The sequence below is a fragment of the Roseicella aerolata genome (assembly GCF_020523605.1).
Taxonomy (GTDB): domain Bacteria; phylum Pseudomonadota; class Alphaproteobacteria; order Acetobacterales; family Acetobacteraceae; genus Paracraurococcus; species Paracraurococcus aerolatus.
The window spans coordinates 33,635-51,791 of the sequence record NZ_JAJAQI010000016.1; the positions used below are offsets into that span (position 1 = coordinate 33,635).

At 66.3% G+C, this 18,157-nt stretch carries 17 protein-coding genes; all 17 read right to left on the reverse strand.

The window, feature by feature from the left end; genetic code table 11:
• Window positions 1-215: 215 nt before the first annotated feature.
• The 17 genes from LHA35_RS12150 to LHA35_RS12230 all read right to left on the reverse strand — a co-directional run bounded on the left by LHA35_RS12150 (window position 216) and on the right by LHA35_RS12230 (window position 18,132).
• The gene (locus LHA35_RS12150) at window positions 216-476 is read right to left on the reverse strand and encodes a DUF1467 family protein (RefSeq protein WP_226608538.1); all 261 of its coding nucleotides are present in this window, start codon (window positions 474-476) and stop codon (window positions 216-218) included.
• Window positions 477-596: 120 nt separating this feature from the next.
• On the reverse strand, window positions 597-2,267 hold the full coding sequence (locus LHA35_RS12155) for a ribonuclease J (RefSeq protein ID WP_226608539.1): 1,671 nt from the start codon (window positions 2,265-2,267) through the stop codon (window positions 597-599).
• Between the two features lie 108 nt (window positions 2,268-2,375).
• Window positions 2,376-3,176, reverse strand: a complete 801-nt coding sequence (locus LHA35_RS12160) for a type III pantothenate kinase (protein ID WP_226608613.1) — start codon at window positions 3,174-3,176, stop codon at window positions 2,376-2,378.
• Between the two features lie 118 nt (window positions 3,177-3,294).
• The gene (locus LHA35_RS12165) at window positions 3,295-4,059 is read right to left on the reverse strand and encodes a biotin--[acetyl-CoA-carboxylase] ligase (protein ID WP_226608540.1); all 765 of its coding nucleotides are present in this window, start codon (window positions 4,057-4,059) and stop codon (window positions 3,295-3,297) included.
• A complete protein-coding gene (gene nuoN, locus LHA35_RS12170; RefSeq protein ID WP_226608541.1) occupies window positions 4,056-5,477 on the reverse strand; it encodes an NADH-quinone oxidoreductase subunit NuoN in 1,422 nt (473 codons plus the stop codon). The genes LHA35_RS12165 and nuoN overlap by 4 nt, the downstream gene beginning before the upstream one ends.
• Window positions 5,478-5,479: 2 nt before the next feature.
• The gene (locus LHA35_RS12175) at window positions 5,480-6,994 is read right to left on the reverse strand and encodes an NADH-quinone oxidoreductase subunit M (RefSeq protein WP_226608542.1); all 1,515 of its coding nucleotides are present in this window, start codon (window positions 6,992-6,994) and stop codon (window positions 5,480-5,482) included.
• Between the two features lie 2 nt (window positions 6,995-6,996).
• Entirely contained in the window at window positions 6,997-8,985 is a 1,989-nt protein-coding gene (nuoL, locus tag LHA35_RS12180) for an NADH-quinone oxidoreductase subunit L (protein ID WP_226608543.1), read from the reverse strand.
• A 5-nt stretch (window positions 8,986-8,990) separates the two neighbouring features.
• Entirely contained in the window at window positions 8,991-9,299 is a 309-nt protein-coding gene (gene nuoK, locus LHA35_RS12185; protein ID WP_226608544.1) for an NADH-quinone oxidoreductase subunit NuoK, read from the reverse strand.
• 1 nt (window position 9,300) lies between these two features.
• The gene (locus LHA35_RS12190) at window positions 9,301-9,999 is read right to left on the reverse strand and encodes an NADH-quinone oxidoreductase subunit J (RefSeq protein WP_226608545.1); all 699 of its coding nucleotides are present in this window, start codon (window positions 9,997-9,999) and stop codon (window positions 9,301-9,303) included.
• 106 nt (window positions 10,000-10,105) lie between these two features.
• A complete protein-coding gene (nuoI, locus tag LHA35_RS12195; protein ID WP_226608546.1) occupies window positions 10,106-10,594 on the reverse strand; it encodes an NADH-quinone oxidoreductase subunit NuoI in 489 nt (162 codons plus the stop codon).
• 12 nt (window positions 10,595-10,606) lie between these two features.
• Window positions 10,607-11,617, reverse strand: coding sequence for an NADH-quinone oxidoreductase subunit NuoH (nuoH, locus tag LHA35_RS12200; protein WP_226608547.1), 1,011 nt, complete (start codon window positions 11,615-11,617; stop codon window positions 10,607-10,609).
• Window positions 11,618-11,622: 5 nt separating this feature from the next.
• The gene (nuoG, locus tag LHA35_RS12205; RefSeq protein ID WP_226608548.1) at window positions 11,623-13,668 is read right to left on the reverse strand and encodes an NADH-quinone oxidoreductase subunit NuoG; all 2,046 of its coding nucleotides are present in this window, start codon (window positions 13,666-13,668) and stop codon (window positions 11,623-11,625) included.
• Between the two features lie 6 nt (window positions 13,669-13,674).
• Window positions 13,675-14,988, reverse strand: a complete 1,314-nt coding sequence (gene nuoF / locus LHA35_RS12210) for an NADH-quinone oxidoreductase subunit NuoF (RefSeq protein WP_226608549.1) — start codon at window positions 14,986-14,988, stop codon at window positions 13,675-13,677.
• Between the two features lie 4 nt (window positions 14,989-14,992).
• The gene (locus tag LHA35_RS12215; RefSeq protein WP_226608550.1) at window positions 14,993-15,628 is read right to left on the reverse strand and encodes a complex I 24 kDa subunit family protein; all 636 of its coding nucleotides are present in this window, start codon (window positions 15,626-15,628) and stop codon (window positions 14,993-14,995) included.
• Entirely contained in the window at window positions 15,628-16,908 is a 1,281-nt protein-coding gene (locus tag LHA35_RS12220; protein ID WP_226608551.1) for an NADH-quinone oxidoreductase subunit D, read from the reverse strand. Before LHA35_RS12220 ends, LHA35_RS12215 begins: the two co-directional genes overlap by 1 nt.
• Window positions 16,905-17,582, reverse strand: a complete 678-nt coding sequence (locus LHA35_RS12225; RefSeq protein WP_338050868.1) for an NADH-quinone oxidoreductase subunit C — start codon at window positions 17,580-17,582, stop codon at window positions 16,905-16,907. The genes LHA35_RS12220 and LHA35_RS12225 overlap by 4 nt, the downstream gene beginning before the upstream one ends.
• Window positions 17,575-18,132 (reverse strand): NuoB/complex I 20 kDa subunit family protein, encoded by a 558-nt coding sequence (locus LHA35_RS12230; RefSeq protein ID WP_226608552.1) that lies wholly within the window; start codon window positions 18,130-18,132, stop codon window positions 17,575-17,577. Before LHA35_RS12230 ends, LHA35_RS12225 begins: the two co-directional genes overlap by 8 nt.
• Window positions 18,133-18,157: the final 25 nt, after the last annotated feature.

An 18,157-nucleotide genomic window follows, 5' to 3' on the forward strand; every position in this document is an offset into this window, starting at 1 on the left:
AAAAAAGGGCCGCACCCGAAGGGCACGGCCCGAGTTTAGGGAGGAAACGCCAGTCACACGGCAGAGAGAGGACCAACCCTCTCTCTGCAAGCATGGTGACGCGGAGGCCGAACGTCGGACAACGGCAAAGGCTTCCGAAAAAGCGAAAAAAAGCGGCTTCCACACGGCATCTGCACAACACGAAGGCGGCACTGGTCAAAAGACCAGAAAGCCGCTCATTTTTCAGGCAATGCCAGCCAGCCGCTGCGGAAGCTCAGCCACTCACTTTCGACCAGCACATAGACGCCCAGCCAGAGAACGGCCGAGACCACGGTGGTCAGCAGGACTTTGCGGAGGAGCCGCGGCCGTTCCGGTACGCCGCGCCAGCCTGTCTCGGGATCACCCTCCGGATTCGGCCGGGTGCCGATCGGCAGCACGGCGAACAGCGCCGTCCACCAGATCAGGAAGAAGACGACAATTCCGCTGACCCAACCCATGCGGGGCTCCGTGGGGGTATCGGGCCGGGCGCGCGCGGCTGGGGCCAGCGCGCTCTGCCGGCCTGGAGACGGGACAACCGGGAAATCCCCGGCCAGGACGCATCGGGGCGATGCCGCGGGCTAGACCCGCAGCAGATGCACCTCGACATTAGGGCGTTTGCGGAGCCGACGGCCGACCGCCTTCCGCAGCACGCTGCGCGCCGCCTCGCGCAGTGCATCGTCCTCGCGCCGCAGCGAACTCGGCAGATCCGTCAGGGCCCGCGTCAGGTCCGCCGCCAACTGGGCGCCGAGGCTCTCATCGCCGTCCAGCAGGCCGGGCGCCGAGACCTGCGGCGTGCCGAGCACCCGCCCTGCCTCGTCCACCGCCAGGGAGGCCATGACGACGCCATTGAACAGCATGCGCTTGCGCGCCGCCAGGACGCCGCCCGAGAGCGGTAGCAGCCGGCCATTATCGACCGCGAGACGCCCGGTGGGAATACCTTCCACCACCTCCGGCCGACCGGGGCCGAGGCGCAGCACGTCGCCATCCTCGACCAGCACCGGCGTGGTCTGCAGCTCCTTCGCCAGCGCCGCGTGCTCTGTCAGGTGGCGCCACTCGCCATGCACCGGCACGGCGAATTTCGGCTTCACCAGCTGGTAGAGCCGCCGCAGTTCGTCACGCGCCGGGTGGCCGGAGACATGGACCATGTGATCATCGGCGGTCATCACCTTGCAGCCGCGCCGCGCGAGCTGGTCCTGCAATTGCAAGATCCCCCGCTCATTGCCCGGGATCATGCGGGAGGAGAAGATGACCGTATCCCCCTCCCCCAGCGCGATGTGCGGGTGGGTATCGGCGGCGATCTTTGCCAGCGCCGAACGCGGCTCGCCCTGGCTGCCGGTGCAGATGATGAGAAGATTGTCGTCCGGGATGTAACCCGCTTCCTCCTCCGGCACATAGGGCGGGATGTCGGTGAGGTAGCCGCATTCCCGCGCCGCCGCTTCGGCATTGCGGAGCGACCGGCCGAAGAGCGCGACCTGCCGGCCCGACGCCATGGCGGCGCGGGTGATGCTCTCGACCCGGGCGAGGTTGGTGGCGAAGCAACTGACGGCCACGCGACCCTTCAGGCTGCGGATGATGGCGGTGAGGTTTCGCCGCACCTCACCCTCGGACCCCGAATGCCCCTCGACCAAGGCATTGGTCGAATCGCAGACCATGGCGAGCACGCCTTCCGCCCCAAGCCTGGCGAAAGCGGCCTCATCGGTCGGGCCACCAATCAGCGGGTCCGGGTCCAGCTTCCAGTCGCCGGTATGCAGCACGATGCCGTGCCGCGTGCGGATGGCGACCGCCTGCGCCTCCGGTACGGAATGGGCGACGCGAAGGAATTCCAGGTCGAAGGGCGGCAGGGAGAGCTTGCCGCCGAGCGGGATGGTGGTGATCTTCGCCTCGCCCAGCAGACCGGCCTCCCCCAGCTTGCGGCGCAGCACGGCGGAGACGAAGGGGCCGGCATAGATCGGGCAGCGCAACTGCGGCCAGAGATGGGCGACGGCACCCACATGGTCCTCATGCGCATGGGTGACCACCAGGCCCACCAGCCGGTCACGCCGCTCGGCCAGCCAGACGGGGTCGGGGACCATCACCTCGACCTCGGGATTCTCCGGCCCGCCGAAGCCGATGCCGCAATCAATGGCGAGGAGCCTGCCATCGCAGCGGTACACATTCAGGTTCATTCCGATCTCGCCGGTCCCGCCGAGCGGAATGAATGCAAGATCACCGGCCGGATCGGGTCCGGCCGTCGCCATGAAATCGTCCATACCTGTCTCCAGGGCGGTACCGAGGTGGCCCGGCCCCAGCCTTTTCGTTGCAAACGCGATGCAGTGTCCGGCCGCCCCTCGGGCGGAGGGCCGGACGCTGGCTCGCGGTCACGGAACGTCGCGTACCGATTTCGGCAAAATGGGGACCGGATTGCGCGCCGCCAACAGGCGGAGCCCTTCCAGCGTGATGTCGGGATCGATCTTCTCGATCACGGCCGTGCCCTCGGCAAAGAGCGGTGCCAGGCCACCGGTGGCGACCACCTTCAGATGAGCCTCGTGCTCGGCCTGGATGCGGCCGACAATGCCTTCGATCATCCCCACATAGCCCCAGTAGATCCCCGACTGCATGGCCGCCACCGTGTCACGCCCGATCACCGCCTGCGGCCGGCCGATGCCGATCCGTGGCAGGCGAGCCGCCGCCTTGTGCAACGCCTCGATCGAGAGATTGATCCCGGGCGCGATGACGCCGCCGAGATAAGCGCCATCGGCATCCACCACATCGAAGGTGGTGGCCGTGCCGAAATCGATGACGATCAGCGGCCCCCTGTAATGGTGCTGGGAGGCGAGCGCATTCAGCAGCCGGTCGGCGCCCACCTCCTGTGGCCGCTCCACCCGGATGTCAAAGCCCCAGTCCACGGCAGCGCGGGCAATGAGCGGTTCGACATTGAACCATTCCCGCGACAGGCGACGGAGGTTGTACAGGGCCGCCGGTACCACGGTCCCGATGACGCAGCGGTCGATTTCGCCCGGTTTGAGGCCGCAATGCTGGAACAGCGCCATCAGCCAGACGGCATACTCGTCCGAGGTGCGGTCGGACCGGGTCGCGATCCGCCAGCGGCCGCGCCACTCCGTGCCGTCATGCACGGCAAAGACGACATTGGTATTCCCCGCATCCACCGCGAGCAGCATGGTTCCAGGCGTCCCCTTGGAGCGTCGCCGCGCCGGACGAACCGCGCGACGATACCCCATTTTCGTCTTTGATGGCGCTTTTGCACCGCCGGACATTCGCGCCCGGCAATATCCTGCTCTAAGCCAGGATCTCCCCGGCGGGAATGGCCCGCTTCGCCCCGTCGATCTCCAGGAGCAGGCTGCCATCCTCGGCCAGCCCCGCGAAGCGTCCAAACCCGGGGATGCCGCGAACCGTCATTGCCTCACCCTCCGCCGGGCCGAAGCGGCGCCAGGCGGCACGGATCGGGGCGAAACCGGCATCGCGCTGGACCTTCCGCCAGCATTGCAGGCGGCCGAGCAGCCGGGCGGCGAATTCCTCGGGCGACTCCGCCCCTCCGAGTGTCGCGGTCGGGCGGTCCGGCAGTGCCGGCGCATGGGCGAGGTTGACGCCGAAGCCGAGGGTCAGCCAAGCAAGCCCGCCGCCAGCCGCCAACGCGCTCTCGGCCAGGATGCCGGCGCATTTCGCGCCCTCGCGCAGCAGATCGTTCGGCCATTTCAGTCGCAACGCCCGGGGATCGGGGACAAGTTCGGCCGCCGCCTCGGCCAGCGCGACACCGGCCAGCAGGCTCCATTGCGGCGCCTCCCGCGCCGGCCCCTCGGGCCGCAACAGGACGGAGAGGTAGAGATTGCCGGCCGGCGACGCCCAGACCCGGCCCGATCGGCCACGGCCCGCGGTCTGCTGGCGCGCGAGGATGGCGAGGCCTTCCGCCTCGCCATCCTCGGCCCTCTGCGCAAGGAGGTCGGAGGTGCTCGGCAGCGCCTCATGCACCTCCAGCCGCCATCCGGTCGGCAGGGCCGAGGCCGCGCCCCCTCGGGCCGCCCCGGCCTGGCCGGATCCGCTCACCCCAGCAGCGCCGTGGCCGCGGCCTGCGCCGCCGCCAGCATGGGCGCTGGCCAGAGGGCGAAGAGCAGGGTGAAGAGACCCGTGCCGGCCATCACCACCGTCAGGCTCGCCGGGGCACGGTCCAGGCTACCGATGGGCGCGTCGAAGTACATCACCTTCACGATACGTAGATAGTAGTAGGCGGAGATCACACTGGTGAGCACACCGACCACGGCGAGCGTCCAGAAGCCGCCCTGCACCGCCGCAAGGAAGACGTAGAGCTTGCCGAAGAAGCCCGCCAGCGGCGGGATGCCGGCCATGGAAAACATGAAAACGGCCATCCACATCGCCATCACCGGGTCGGTGCGGCCGAGGCCGGCAAGGTCATCCACGCCTTCGACCGCCCGACCCTGCCGCCGCATGGCGACCAGCACGGCAAAAGTGCCGAGATTCATGAAGACGTAGATGGCCATGTAGATAAGGAGGCCACGCAGCCCGATATCGGACCCGACGGCGAGGCCCATCAGCGCATAGCCGACATGGCCGATGGAGGAATAGGCCATCAGCCGCTTCAGGTTACGCTGCCCGATGGCGGCGAAGGCGCCGAGAATCATCGAACCGATCGAGACCAGCAGGATGACCTGCTGCCACTGCGCGACCAGGTCGCCGAAGGGTCCGAGCAGCACGCGGGCCAGCAGGGCAATGGCCGCGACCTTGGGCGCCGAGGCGAAGAAGGCGGTCACCGGGGTCGGCGCGCCCTCATAGACGTCCGGCGTCCACATATGGAAGGGCACGGCCGAGACCTTGAAGGCGAGCCCGGTGATGACGAACACGATGCCGACGATGACGCCGGCCGAGATGCCGTGCGGCTCGGCGAAGGCCTCGCCCAGGCGGTCGAAATTCGTGGTGCCGGCGAAGCCGTAGACCAGCGAGCTGCCATAGAGCAGCAGGCCGGAGGCGAGGGCGCCGAGCACGAAGTACTTCAGGCCAGCCTCGGCTGAGCGGCTGCTGTCGCGGTTGAAGGCGGCGATGACATAGAGCGGCAGCGACAACAGCTCGAGCCCCAGATAGAGCGCCAGCAGGTCGTTCGCCGAGATCATGACCATCATGCCGAGCGTGGCGAACAGCATAAGGACCGGAAATTCGAACCGCGCCAGCCCCTCCTTCTCGTTGAAGTCGAGCGAGAGGAGGATGCCGACCGCAGCCGCGCCGATGGCCAGCACCTTCATGAAGTTGCTGAAGGCATCGGCGACGTAGTGTCCACCGAGCGCAGTACCCTCCCCCTGGCCGAGCACGAGCACGGCGGCGAGCAGCAGGGCACCGACGCAGGCCATGGACACCGGGAAGAAAGTGTCCTGCTTCGGGATGACACCCGCGGCGAGGATGATGAGGCCGGAGACGGCCAGCGCCAGCTCCGGCAGGGCAAGGGTCCAGATCATGGTCATTGAATCCCGGCCAGGCGCGCGGCGCCGAGCGCCGCCTCATGCCGCGCCACGAGGTTGGCCACCGAGGCCTCGAAGAAGGACAGGAAGGATTGCGGATAGACGCCCATCCAGAGCGTCAGCAGGATCAGCGGCGCGAAGACCGCATATTCCCGGGGCCTGAGATCGAGCAGCGCCCGCAAATCCTCCCGCGTCACCTTCCCGAAGCTGACCCGGCGATAGAGGTAGAGCATGTAGGCCGCGCCCAGGATCATGCCGAGCGCGGCCCCGAAGGCCACCCAGGGATTCACGCGCCAGGCGCCGACAATCACCAGGAACTCGCCGACGAAATTGGCCAGTCCGGGGAGGCCGACCGAGGCCATGGTGAAGAAGAGGAAGACCAGGCCGTAGGAAGGCATGATCGCGGCGACGCCGCCATAGCGCTGGATCTCGCGGCTATGGACGCGGTCATACAGCACGCCAACGCAGAGGAAGAGCGCGCCGGAAACCACGCCATGCGCCAGCATGGTGAAGAGCGCGCCGGCAAGGCCCTGCTGGTTGAAGGTGAAGATGCCGATCGTGACGATACCCATATGGGCGACCGAGCTGTAGGCGATCAGCTTCTTCATGTCCTCCTGCGCCAGGGCGACGAGGGAGGTGTAGACCACGGCCACGACGGAGAGGACGAAGATGAGCGGCGCGAAAGCGGCCGAGGCTTCCGGCAGCAGCGGCAGGGTGAAGCGCAGGAAGCCGTAGGCGCCCATCTTCAGCAGCACGCCGGCCAGGATGACCGACCCCGCGGTCGGCGCCTCGACATGCGCGTCCGGCAGCCAGGTATGCACCGGCCACATCGGCACCTTCACCGCGAAACTGGCGAGGAAGGCGAAGAAGATCCAGGTCTGCGCGGCGCGCGGCACCTGATACTCGAAGAGCTGCGGGATGTCGGTCGTGCCGGCATTGTACCAGAGATAGAGGATCGCCAGCAGCATCAGCACGCTGCCGAGCAGCGTGTAGAGGAAGAACTTGAAGGCGGCATAGACGCGCCGCGCCCCGCCCCAGACCCCGATGATGAGGAACATCGGGATCAGCACCGCCTCGAAGAACACATAGAAGACAATGAAGTCGAGGGCGGCGAACATGCCGACCATCATCGTCTCCAGGATCAGGAAGGCGACCATGTACTCGCGAACGCGGGTTTCGATCGCCTCCCAGGAGGCCAGGATGCAGATCGGCGTCAGGGCGGTGGAGAGCAGGACGAAGAGCACGGAGATGCCGTCCACACCCATGTGGTAGCCGACGCCGAACTCCGGCAGCCAGGACACCTTCTCGACGAACTGGAAGGCGGCCGAGCTCTGGTCGAAGCGCGCCCAGAGTATGAGGCTGAGCAGGAAGACGATCAGGCTGGTCCAGAGCGCGGTCCAGCGAGCGTTGCGGGCGACGACAGCCTCGTCACCGCGCACCGACATGATGATGGCTGCTCCCGCCAGGGGCAGGAAAGTGATCAGCGAGAGCAGCGGGAAGCCGGCGGCGTTCATTCTCAGCGCCCGATCAGGAAGAGGGAGACGAAGACGACGAGGCCGATGATCATGGCGAAGGCATAGTTCGCCACCCGCCCCGTCTGGATACGCACTGCCCCGCGCGAAGCCTGAACGGCGAGGTCGGCGGCACCGTTCGGCATGCCGTCGATGATCCGTGCATCGCCCACTTTCCAGAACACCGTGGCGAGGCGGCGGGCCGGCTGGACGAAGATCAGGTCATACAGCTCGTCGAAGTACCACTTCTTCAGCAGGAAGCCGTAGAGCCCGCCCGGATCGGGCTCCGTCCGCTGCTCCGCACCTTCGCGCGGGACGAGCGGCAGGCGCTGAACCATCTGCGGGCGGGCGCTGAAGGTCTGGGCGATGCGCGCCGGCAGGCCCGGCATGGCCATGTACAGGATATAGGCCAGCGCGATGCCTCCGACGCCCATGACGGTCGGGGCCAGCGGCACCCAGTCCGGCACCTCATGCATTGCATGCAGGATATGGTTGTGCTCGGCGTTGAAGATCGAGCCGTTCCAGAAGGCGTGTTCGTGCTCTCCGATGAAGAGCGGCGCGAAGACATAGCCGGTTAGCACCGCACCGACGGCCAGCAGCAGCAGCGGGACGAGCATGACCAGCGGACTCTCATGGACATGCTCCATGGTGTGCCGATCGGCCCGCGGCGCGCCGTGGAAGGTCAGGATCAGCAGGCGCCAGGAATAGAACGCGGTCAGGAAGGCGGCGGCGAGACCGAGGACAAAGGCATAGAAACCGACACCGCTATGGCTGGCGAAGGCTGCTTCCAGGATCGCGTCCTTGGAGTAGTAGCCGGCGAAGAAGGGAATGCCGGCCAGCGCCAGGTTGCCGATCCACATCACCGCATAGGTGACCGGAATCTTGGTCCAGATGCCGCCCATGCGGCGGATGTCCTGCTCGTCCGACATGGCATGGATCACGCTGCCGGCGCCGAGGAACAGGAGAGCCTTGAAGAAGGCATGGGTGAAGAGGTGGAACATCGCCACCTGATAGGCGCCCACGCCCGCGGCGAAGAACATGTAGCCAAGCTGCGAGCAGGTCGAATAGGCGATGACCCGCTTGATGTCATTCTGAACGCAGCCGATGGTTGCGGCGAAGAAGGCTGTGCTCGCACCGACAATCGTCACGATGGCAAGCGCTGTCGGCGCGAACTCCATCACCGGCGACATGCGGCAAACCAGGAAGACGCCGGCGGTTACCATGGTCGCGGCATGGATGAGCGCGGAGACCGGCGTCGGCCCTTCCATCGCATCCGGCAGCCAGGTGTGCAGACCGAGCTGAGCCGACTTGCCGCAGGCGCCGAGGAACAGGAGCACACCGATCAGCTCGATAGCATTGATGCCGAGGAAGGTATCGCCGGCATGCGCTTCGACCGAGCTGAAGATGGTCGAGAACTCGATGCTGCCGAAAACATGGAAGGTCAGCGCCAGACCGAGCATGAAGAACACGTCGCCCACGCGATTGACGATGAAGGCCTTCATCGCCGCACGGTTCGCGCTCTCCCGGTCATACCAGTAGCCGATCAGCAGGTAGCTCGCGAGGCCGACGCCCTCCCAGCCGAAGAAGAGTTGGGCCAGGTTGTCCGCCGTCACCAGCATGAGCATCATGAAGGTGAAAAGCGAAAGATAGGCGAAGAAGCGCGGCGGCGTCGCGTCATGCGACATGTAGCCGACGGAGTAGAGGTGGATCAGGGTCGAGATGAAGGTGACCATGGCCACCATCACCACCGACAGCGTGTCGTAACGAAGGGCCCAGGAGACCTCGAGCCCACCCACATCCATCCAGGTGACGATGGGAACTGTGGTGGGGTCGCCGCCGAGGGCAACCTGCGCGAAGGCCAGCACGCCGCAGATGGCGGCGAGCACCATGCAGATCACGGTGGACCACTGCGCGGCCTTGTCGCCGATCCAGCGGCCGAAGAAGCCACTGATGGTCGCCCCGAGCAGGGGGAAGAAGATGGCGCCGACGAACATGGCCCTCAGCCCTTCAGGGTCGAGATATCCTCGACCTCGATGCTCCCGCGGTTGCGGAAGTAGATGACGACGATGGCGAGGCCGATCGCCGCCTCGGCGGCTGCGACCGTGAGGACGAACATGGCGAAGACCTGGCCCGTCAGGTCATCCAGCCAGGCCGAAAAGGCGACAAAGTTCAGGTTCACTGAGAGCAGAATGAGTTCGACGCTCATCAGAATGACGATGACATTCTTCCGGTTGAGGAAGATGCCGAAGACCCCGAGCACGAGAAGGATCGCGCCGACGGTCAGATAATGGGCAAGACCGATAACCATCTCAGTGATGCCCCCCATGACCCTGGCCATGCCCAGCGCCATGCGCGACCTTGGGCTTCTCTGGTTCCGGCTCCGGCGGGCGACGGATGCCAAGTTCCTTCACGCCAGCGCCGACCGGCACCTTCTCAAGGCTGATGGAGCCGCTGCGCGCGACCTGCGCGGAAACATTCTGGCGTCGCGTGCCAGGCCTGTCGCGCAGGGTCAAAACAATGGCGCCGATCATGGCCACCAGCAGGATCAGGCCGGAAGCCTGGAAGAGGTACACGTAGTCCGTGTAGAGGATCCGCCCCAGCGCCTCTGCATTGGTCACGCTTGCGCCCGGATTGGGGGAGAGTCGCAGATCATCGGCCGTGTCCGCGAAGGACCAGCTGCCGAGCACCAGGACCAGTTCCAGGAAGAGAATGCCGCCGACCACCGCGCCGAAGGGAGCGTAGCGCTGGAAGCCTTCGCGTAGGCGCGCGAAGTCGATATCCAGCATCATGACGACGAAGAGAAAAAGGACCGCGACCGCGCCGACATAGACGATGACCAGAATCATTGCCAGGAACTCGGCGCCCGCGATCAGGAACAGCGCCGCCGCGTTGAAGAAGGCGAGGATCAGGAACAGCACGCTGTGGACCGGGTTGCGCGCCGTGACCACCATGACCGCGGAGGCGATCAGGATGGCCGCGAAGAGATAGAAGGCGAGCGCGGCGATCATCGCATGCCTCCAGGCCGTTGCTGCGTCATGGCGTCGTCCGGTGTGGCGCCCAAGGGGCGCGTTCGACAGGAACCGGGCCGCTCATCGCGGCCCGGGGAAAGGTCTCTCAGCGATAGGGGGCGTCAAGTTCGAGCCGCTTGGCGAGTTCCGGCTCCCACCGGTCGCCGTTCGAGAGCAGCCTCTGCTTGTCGTAGAGCAGCTCCTCCCGCGTCTCCGTGCTGAACTCGAAATTCGGCCCCTCGACGATGGCGTCCACCGGGCAGGCTTCCTCGCACATGCCGCAATAGATGCACTTCACCATGTCGATGTCGTAGCGCGTGGTGCGGCGGCTGCCATCCTCGCGCGGCTCGGCCTCAATGGTGATCGCCTGGGCGGGACAGACCGCCTCGCACAGCTTGCAGGCGATGCACCGCTCCTCCCCATTCGGATAGCGGCGCAACGCATGCTCCCCCTTGAAGCGGGGGGAGATCGGCCCCTTCTCGTAGGGGTAGTTGATCGTGACCTTGGGCTTGAAGAAATACTTCAAGGTCAGCGCCATGCCCGAGACCAGCTCGGACAGCAGCAGGCTGCGCGCAGTGCGATCGAGGGTGGCCATGGTCGTCGGTCCTTACGCCGGCAGCCAGCCGGTCAGCTTGAGCACCGCCGCCGTCAGCACCAGCCAGAGCAGGCTGAAGGGCAGGAACACCTTCCAGCCCAGCCGCATCAGCTGGTCATAGCGGTAGCGCGGGAAGGTCGCGCGGACCCAGATGAAGGTGAAGAGGCAGAGCGCGATCTTCAGCGCGAACCAGATCGGCCCGGGGATCCAGGTGAAGGGCTCGGCATTGATCGGCGGCAGCCAGCCACCCAAAAACAGGATGGTGGTCAGTGCGGACATGAGGATCATGTTCGCGTACTCGCCGAGGAAGAACAGCGCGAAGCTCATCGAGCTGTACTCGACGAAGAAGCCCGCCACCAGCTCGCTCTCGCCCTCCGGCAGATCGAAAGGCGCCCGGTTCGTCTCCGCCAGCGTGCTGATGAAGAAGATGATGAACATCGGGAAGAGCGGCAGGAAGAACCAGACGGTCTCCTGCGCCTTCACGATAGCCGTCAGATTCAGCGAGCCCACACACATCAGCACGGTCACGATGACGAAGCCCATCGAGACCTCGTAGCTGACCATCTGCGCCGCCGAACGCAGCGCGCCGAGGAAGGCGTATTTCGAGTTGGACGCCCAGCCCGCGATGATGATGCCGTAGACGCCGAGCGAGCTGATGGCGAAGAGGTAGAGGATGCCGACATTGATGTCGGCGATCGCCCAGCCCTCGTTCACCGGAATCACCGCCCAGGCCAGCATCGCCAGCATGAAGGTCAGCATCGGCGCGAAGAGGAAGAGGTAACGGTTCGCGCCCGAAGGAACGATCGTCTCCTTCATCAGCATCTTCAGTGCATCAGCGAAGGGCTGCAGCAGGCCGAAGGGGCCGACCACGTTCGGTCCCTTCCGCATCTGCATCGCCGCAAGCACCTTCCGCTCGGCGAGCGTCAGGTAGGCAACGCCCATCAGCACCGGCACCAGCAGCGCCAGCGTCTGGGCGAGGGTGATCGCCAGGATGCCGACGGGGGTGGAAAGGAAGCCGTCCATCGCGGTCACTCCGCCGCCAGTTGGGTCTGTGGCGTGCTGTAGACGCGCGCGCATTCCGCCATGGTGGCGGAGGCGCGGCTGATGACATCCGCCTGCCAGTAGTTCTGCAGCACCGGCGCGAAGGGCGCATCAGACACGGCCGAGGCATCGCCCGCCGGGCCCGTCAGGTCCGTGCAGCCATGCGGCGCGAAGCCGCCATCGGCGAAGGCCGGGTTCACCTGTCCCAGCCGAGCCCGGACCGCATCCAGCGAGTCATAGGGCAGCCGCTTGCCGAGCACCTCGGAGACGGCGCGGATGATCTTCCAGTCTTCTCGCGCCTCGCCCGGCGGGTAGACTGCGAGGCGTCCGCGCTGCACGCGACCTTCGGTGTTCACCCAGGTCGCGTCCTTCTCGGTATAGGCCGCGCCCGGCAGGATCACATCGGCTCGCGCCGCCGCGGCCTCGCCGTGATGACCCTGGTAGATGACGAAGGCGCCGGCCGGTATGGCGGCCGCATCGACCTCGGCGCCCAGCAGCCACAGTGCCTCAACCGCCGGCGAAATGGCGGCACCACCCTGCTGCGGCAGGAAGCCGAGATCGAGCGGCGCCACCTGACCGCCGAAATGGTGCAGCAGGTTGAAGCCGTGCCAATCGGCCTGCAGCATGTTGTTCTCGGCCGCGATCTTCCAGGCCGCGGCGAGGATCGCCACACCGTCGGGCCGGGTCAGCGCGCCGCGGCCAAGGATGAGCATCGGCCGCTTCGCCTTGCGCAGCACCTCATTGAAGCGGTGGCCGCCCTCGGCCAGGACGCGAAGCGTCTGGCCCCCCTCCCCCAGCCAGTCGTGCGGATAGGTGAGGTTGAGCCCGCGTGGCCCGATGAAGCCCACAGGGAAGTGGCCGGCCGTCACCCGCTTGCGGATGCGGGCATTCAGCACCGGCGCCTCGGTCCGGGGATTGCTGCCAATGATCAGCAGCGCATCCGCCTCCTCAATGCCGGCAATGCCGGTATTGAAGGTGTAATAGTCCCGGCGGGAAGCGTCGATCGCTGCACCATCGATGCGGCATTCGAGGTTGCGGCTACCGAGCGCGCCCATCAGATCCTTCAGCGCGACGATTGCCTCGGCATCGGTTAGGTCGCCAACCACGGCGCCAATGCGCTCGCCCGAGAGACCCTTCAGCTTCGCGGCAATGGCGCCGAAGGCCTCGGCCCAGGTTGCCGGCTTCAGCTTGCCATCCACCTTCACCCAGGGGCGGTCGAGGCGGCGTCGCTTGAGGCCATCGAAGGAGAAGCGGCCTCGATCGGCCATCCACTCCTCGTTCACGTCGTCATTGGTGCGCGGGAGAATGCGCAGCACCTCGCCCGAGCGGGCGTCGACGCGGATATTGGTGCCGACGGGGTCCAGCACATCGACGCTGTCGGTCTTCCGGAGCTCCCAGGGGCGCGAGACGAAGGCGTAGGGCCGCGAGGTGAGCGCGCCGACCGGGCAGATATCGATCAGATTGCCGCTGAGTTCGGTGGTCAGCGCCTTCTCGACATAGGTGCCGATCTCCATGTTCTCGCCGCGATTGGTCGCGCCGAGTTCCGGCACGCCGGCCACTTCGGTCGCGAAGCGCACGCAGCGGGTGCACTGGATGCAGCGGGTCATGATCGTCTTGATCAGCGGACCCATGTACTTGTCTTTGACCGAGCGCTTCTCTTCGAGGTAGCGGCTCTTGTCCATGCCATAGGCGACCGCCTGGTCCTGCAGATCGCACTCGCCGCCCTGATCGCAGATCGGGCAGTCCAGCGGGTGGTTGATCAGCAGGAATTCCATCACGCCGCGGCGGCCCTTGCGGACCATCTCGCTATCCGTGAAGACTTTCATGCCGTCCGCCACCGGATAGGCGCAGGAGGCGATGGGCTTCGGCGCCTTCTCGACCTCGACCAGGCACATGCGGCAATTGCCGGCGACGCTGAGACGTTCGTGGTAGCAGAAGCGCGGGATTTCCTTGCCCGCCGCCTCGCAGGCCTGCAGGACGGAGACGCCATTCGGCACCTCCACCTCGATCCCGTCGACCGTGACCTTCGCCATCGGGGCTTACTCCGCCGCCATCGGCAGCGTCGGGGCCGGCGAGCCCTTCCGCGCCTTGTAGGCGGCAATGCGTTCTTCCATCATCGGCCGGAAGTGGCGGATCAGGCCCTGCACGGGCCAGACGCCGCCATCGGCCAGGGCGCAGATCGTGTGTCCCTCGATCTGCCGCGTCACCTGCTCCAGCACGTCGATCTCGGCCACCTCGGCGCGGCCCTCGACCATGCGGTCCATCATGCGCTTCACCCAGCCCATGCCCTCGCGGCAGGGCGTGCACTGGCCGCAGCTCTCATGCTTGTAGAAGGCGGACAGCCGGGCGATCGCCTTGATCAGGTCCGTGGACTTGTCCATGACGATGACGCCGGCTGTGCCGAGACCCGTCCTCTGCTCCCGCAGCGCGTCGAAATCCATCAGGACGGTGTCGCACACCTCCTTCGGGATCAGCGGCGTGGAGCTGCCGCCCGGGATCACGCAGAGCAGGTTGTCCCAGCCGCCGCGCACGCCGCCCGCATGGCGCTCGATCAGTTCGCGCAGCGGGATCGACATCTCCTCCTCCACATTGCAGGGCTTGTTCACATGGCCCTGGATGCAGAAGATCTTGGTGCCGCTGTTCTTCGGCCGACCGAAGCCGGCGAACCAAGCCGCGCCGCGGCGGAGGATGGTCGGGACCACTGCGATGGTCTCGACATTGTTCACCGTTGTCGGCGCGCCATAGAGCCCGACGGCCGCCGGGAATGGCGGCTTCAGCCGCGGCATCCCCTTCTTGCCCTCCAGGCTCTCGATCAGCGCCGTCTCCTCGCCGCAGATATAGGCGCCGGCGCCGCGATGGACATAGAGGTCGAAGTCCCAGCCGCTGCCACAGGCATTCGGGCCGAGCAGCCCTGCCGCGTAGGCCTCGTCAATCGCGGCCTGCAGCACCAGGTGCTCGTTGTAGTACTCGCCGCGGACATAGATGTAGCCGGCATGCGCACCCATGGCGACACCGGCAATCAGGCAGCCCTCGATCAGCGTGTGCGGATCATGCCGCAGGATGTCGCGGTCCTTGCAGGTACCGGGCTCGGACTCGTCCGAGTTGACCACCAGGTAATGCGGCCTTCCGTCCGACTGCTTCGGCATGAAGGACCATTTCAGCCCGGTCGGGAAGCCCGCGCCGCCGCGGCCGCGGAGGCCGGAGTTCTTGACCTCCTCGATGATCCAGTCGCGGCCCTTGGCGATCAGGGCGCCGGTGCCGTCCCAGTTGCCGCGGCGGCGCGCCGCCGGCAGCCGCCAGTCCTGCAGCCCGTAGAGGTTCGTGAAGATGCGGTCCTTGTCGCTCAGCGCCATGACCTTATTCCCCCGGCACGTCGAGCAGAGTCAGCGGCCCGCCTTCCGGCGCGCTGGTTTGGCGCCCGATGACGGAGCCCGGCGCGGGCCGCTCGCCGCGTTTCAGCGCCTCGATCAGCCTGACCGTGCTCTCGTAATCCATGTCCTCGTAGTAGTCGTCGTCCACCTGCAGGATCGGCGCGTTCACGCAGCCGCCGAGGCACTCGACCTCGGTCAGGGTGAAGAGCCCGTCGGCGCTGGTATGGCCGTAGCCCGGCACATGCGCGGCCTCCTTGCAGGCGCGGAAGACGTCGTCCGATCCGCGCAGCCAGCAGGGCGTGGTGCCGCAGACCTGCAGGTGGAACTTCCCGATCGGCTTCATGTTGAACATGAAGTAGAAGGTCGCGACCTCGTAGACGCGGATGGGCGCCATGCCGAGCCGCTCGGCCACCGCATCCATACCCTTGTTCGGCACCCAGGCGCTGCCGGTCTGCCGCTTCATCTGCCGCTGCACCACATAGAGCAGCGGGATGACGCCGCTGGCCTGCTTGCCCGGTGGATAACGCTTCAGGATCTTCTCGATCGCCGCCTCGCTCTCCGCGTCGAAGGCGAAGCTCTCCGGCTGCACGATCTCATTCGCAGTAGAAATCTCGGCGACCATCAGCGGTCGATCTCCCCGAAGACGATGTCGAGTGACCCGATGATAGCCACCGCATCGGCGAGCATATGGCCCTTGGAGAGCACCTCCATGGCCTGCAGGTGCGCGTAGCCCGGCGCGCGGATCTTGCAGCGATAGGGCCGGTTGGTGCCGTCGGCGACCAGGTAGAAGCCGAACTCGCCCTTCGGCGCCTCGGTCACGGTATAGGTCGCGCCCTCGGGCACGTGGTAGCCTTCGGTGTAGAGCTTGAAGTGGTGGATGAGCGACTCCATGGACCGCTTCATCTCGCCGCGCTTCGGTGGCGTGATCTTGTTGTCCTGGATCTTCACCGGCCCCGGCTTCAGCCGCGCGAGGCATTGCTCCATCATCCGCAGGGACTGCTTCATCTCCTGGATGCGGACCAGGTAGCGGTCGTAGCAGTCGCCATGCCGGCCGACCGGGATGTCGAAGTCGAGATCGGCATAGATCTCGTAGGGCTGCGACTTCCGTAGGTCCCAGGGCACGCCGGAGGCACGCAGGCATGGACCCGAGAAGCCCCAGGCCATCGCCTGCTCGGCGCTCATGACGCCGATATCCACGGTGCGCTGCTTGAAGATGCGATTCTCCGTCAGCAGGCCTTCGAGGTCATCGAGGAATTTCGGGAACTGCTTGCACCAGTTGCCGATCCGGTCTTCGAGCGACTTCGGAATGTCCTTCGCCACCCCGCCGGCGCGGAAGTAGTTGACGTGGTAGTGGCTGCCGCCCGCCGCCTCGTAGAATTCCAGCAGGTGCTCGCGCTGCTCGAAGCCCCAGAGCGCCGGCGTGATGGCGCCGCAATCCAGCGCATAGGTGGTGATGTTCAGCAAGTGGTTCAGGATGCGCGTCAGCTCCGCAAACATGGTGCGGATGACCCGCGCCCGTTCAGGGATCTGGTCCTCGATGCGCAGCAGCTTCTCCACCGCGAGGACGTAGGAGTGCTCCATGCACATCGGCGAGACGTAATCCAGGCGGTCCATATAGGGCATCGCCTGGAGATAGGTCTTGTACTCCGCCAGCTTCTCGGTGCCGCGATGCAGCAGGCCGATATGCGGATCGGCACGCTCCACCACCTCGCCCTTCATCTCAAGGATGAGGCGCAGCACGCCATGGGCTGCCGGGTGCTGCGGGCCGAAATTGATGGTGTGGCTGTCGACCTCGACGGTCCGGCGCTGCTCGGAGTCGCCGGAGGCGGAGGTCAGGCTGGCGGGATCCGCGGCGGTGGTCAGCGGCCCCGCCTCGGACGCCATGGCGGAGCTGCCGCTCATGCTTCTGTCCCCTGGGGCTTGGGCCCCTCGATCCGATTGAGATGGACCTTCTCATCGCCCGGCAGGGTGGTCATGCCCTCCCAGGGGCTGAGGAAGTCGAAATTGCGGAAGTCCTGGGTGAGCTTCACCGGCTCATAAACGACCTGCTTCCGCTCCTCGTCATAGCGGACCTCGACATAGCCGGTCAGCGGGAAGTCCTTGCGGAGCGGATGTCCCTCGAAGCCGTAATCGGTCAGCAGACGGCGCAGATCGGTCTGCCCTTCAAAGACGACCCCGTACATGTCCCAGGCCTCGCGCTCATACCAGGTGGCGTTCGGCCAGATGGAGGCAATGCTCGGCACCGGGGTCGCGGCATCGGTCGCCACCACCACGCGGATGCGCTGGTTCAGCGACAGGCTGAGCAGATTGTAGACAACCTCGAAGCGCAGCGGCTTCTCGGGCCAGTCGGTGCCGCACAGGTCCATCAACTGCTCAAAGGCAAAGTCCGCGCCGTCGCGCAGCAGCGTCATGAGCTCGACCAGCCCGTCGCGGCGGACGCGCAGCACGAGTTCGTCGCCGCGCTCCACCTCGATCGACTCGATTGTTGCGCGCGGCAGTGCCTGGCGCACCGCCTCGCCCAGGGCCTGCAGGCGCGCACCCTTGCTCGGGGCCGCCGTCTCGATGCTGTCAGCCACGCAGGATGGTCCCCGTCCGACGGATCTTCTTCTGCAGCTGCATGATGCCGTAGACCAGCCCCTCCGCCGTCGGCGGGCAGCCCGGGACATAGACATCCACCGGCACGATGCGGTCGCAGCCACGCACCACGCTGTAGGAATAGTGGTAGTAGCCGCCGCCATTGGCGCAGCTGCCCATGGAGATGACCCAGCGCGGCTCCGACATCTGGTCGTAGACCTTGCGCAGCGCGGGGGCCATCTTGTTGGTCAGGGTGCCGGCCACGATCATCACGTCCGACTGCCGCGGCGAGCCGCGCGGGATGATGCCGAACCGGTCGAGGTCGTAGCGCGCCATATAGGCATGGATCATCGGCACCGCGCAGCAGGCCAGGCCGAAGGTCATCGGCCAGAGGCTCCCGGTGCGCGCCCAGTTCACCACCTTGTCGAGGTTGGCGACAACGAAGCCCTTTTCTTCGATCTCGCCGGTGATGCCCTTGATCACCGCATCCTGCGCCGGCCCCGGAGCCATGTGCTCGCGGTTCCAGGCAATGGAGTCCGTGTTTCCGCTCATGATCCTCTCCGGTCGGGCGCGGCCT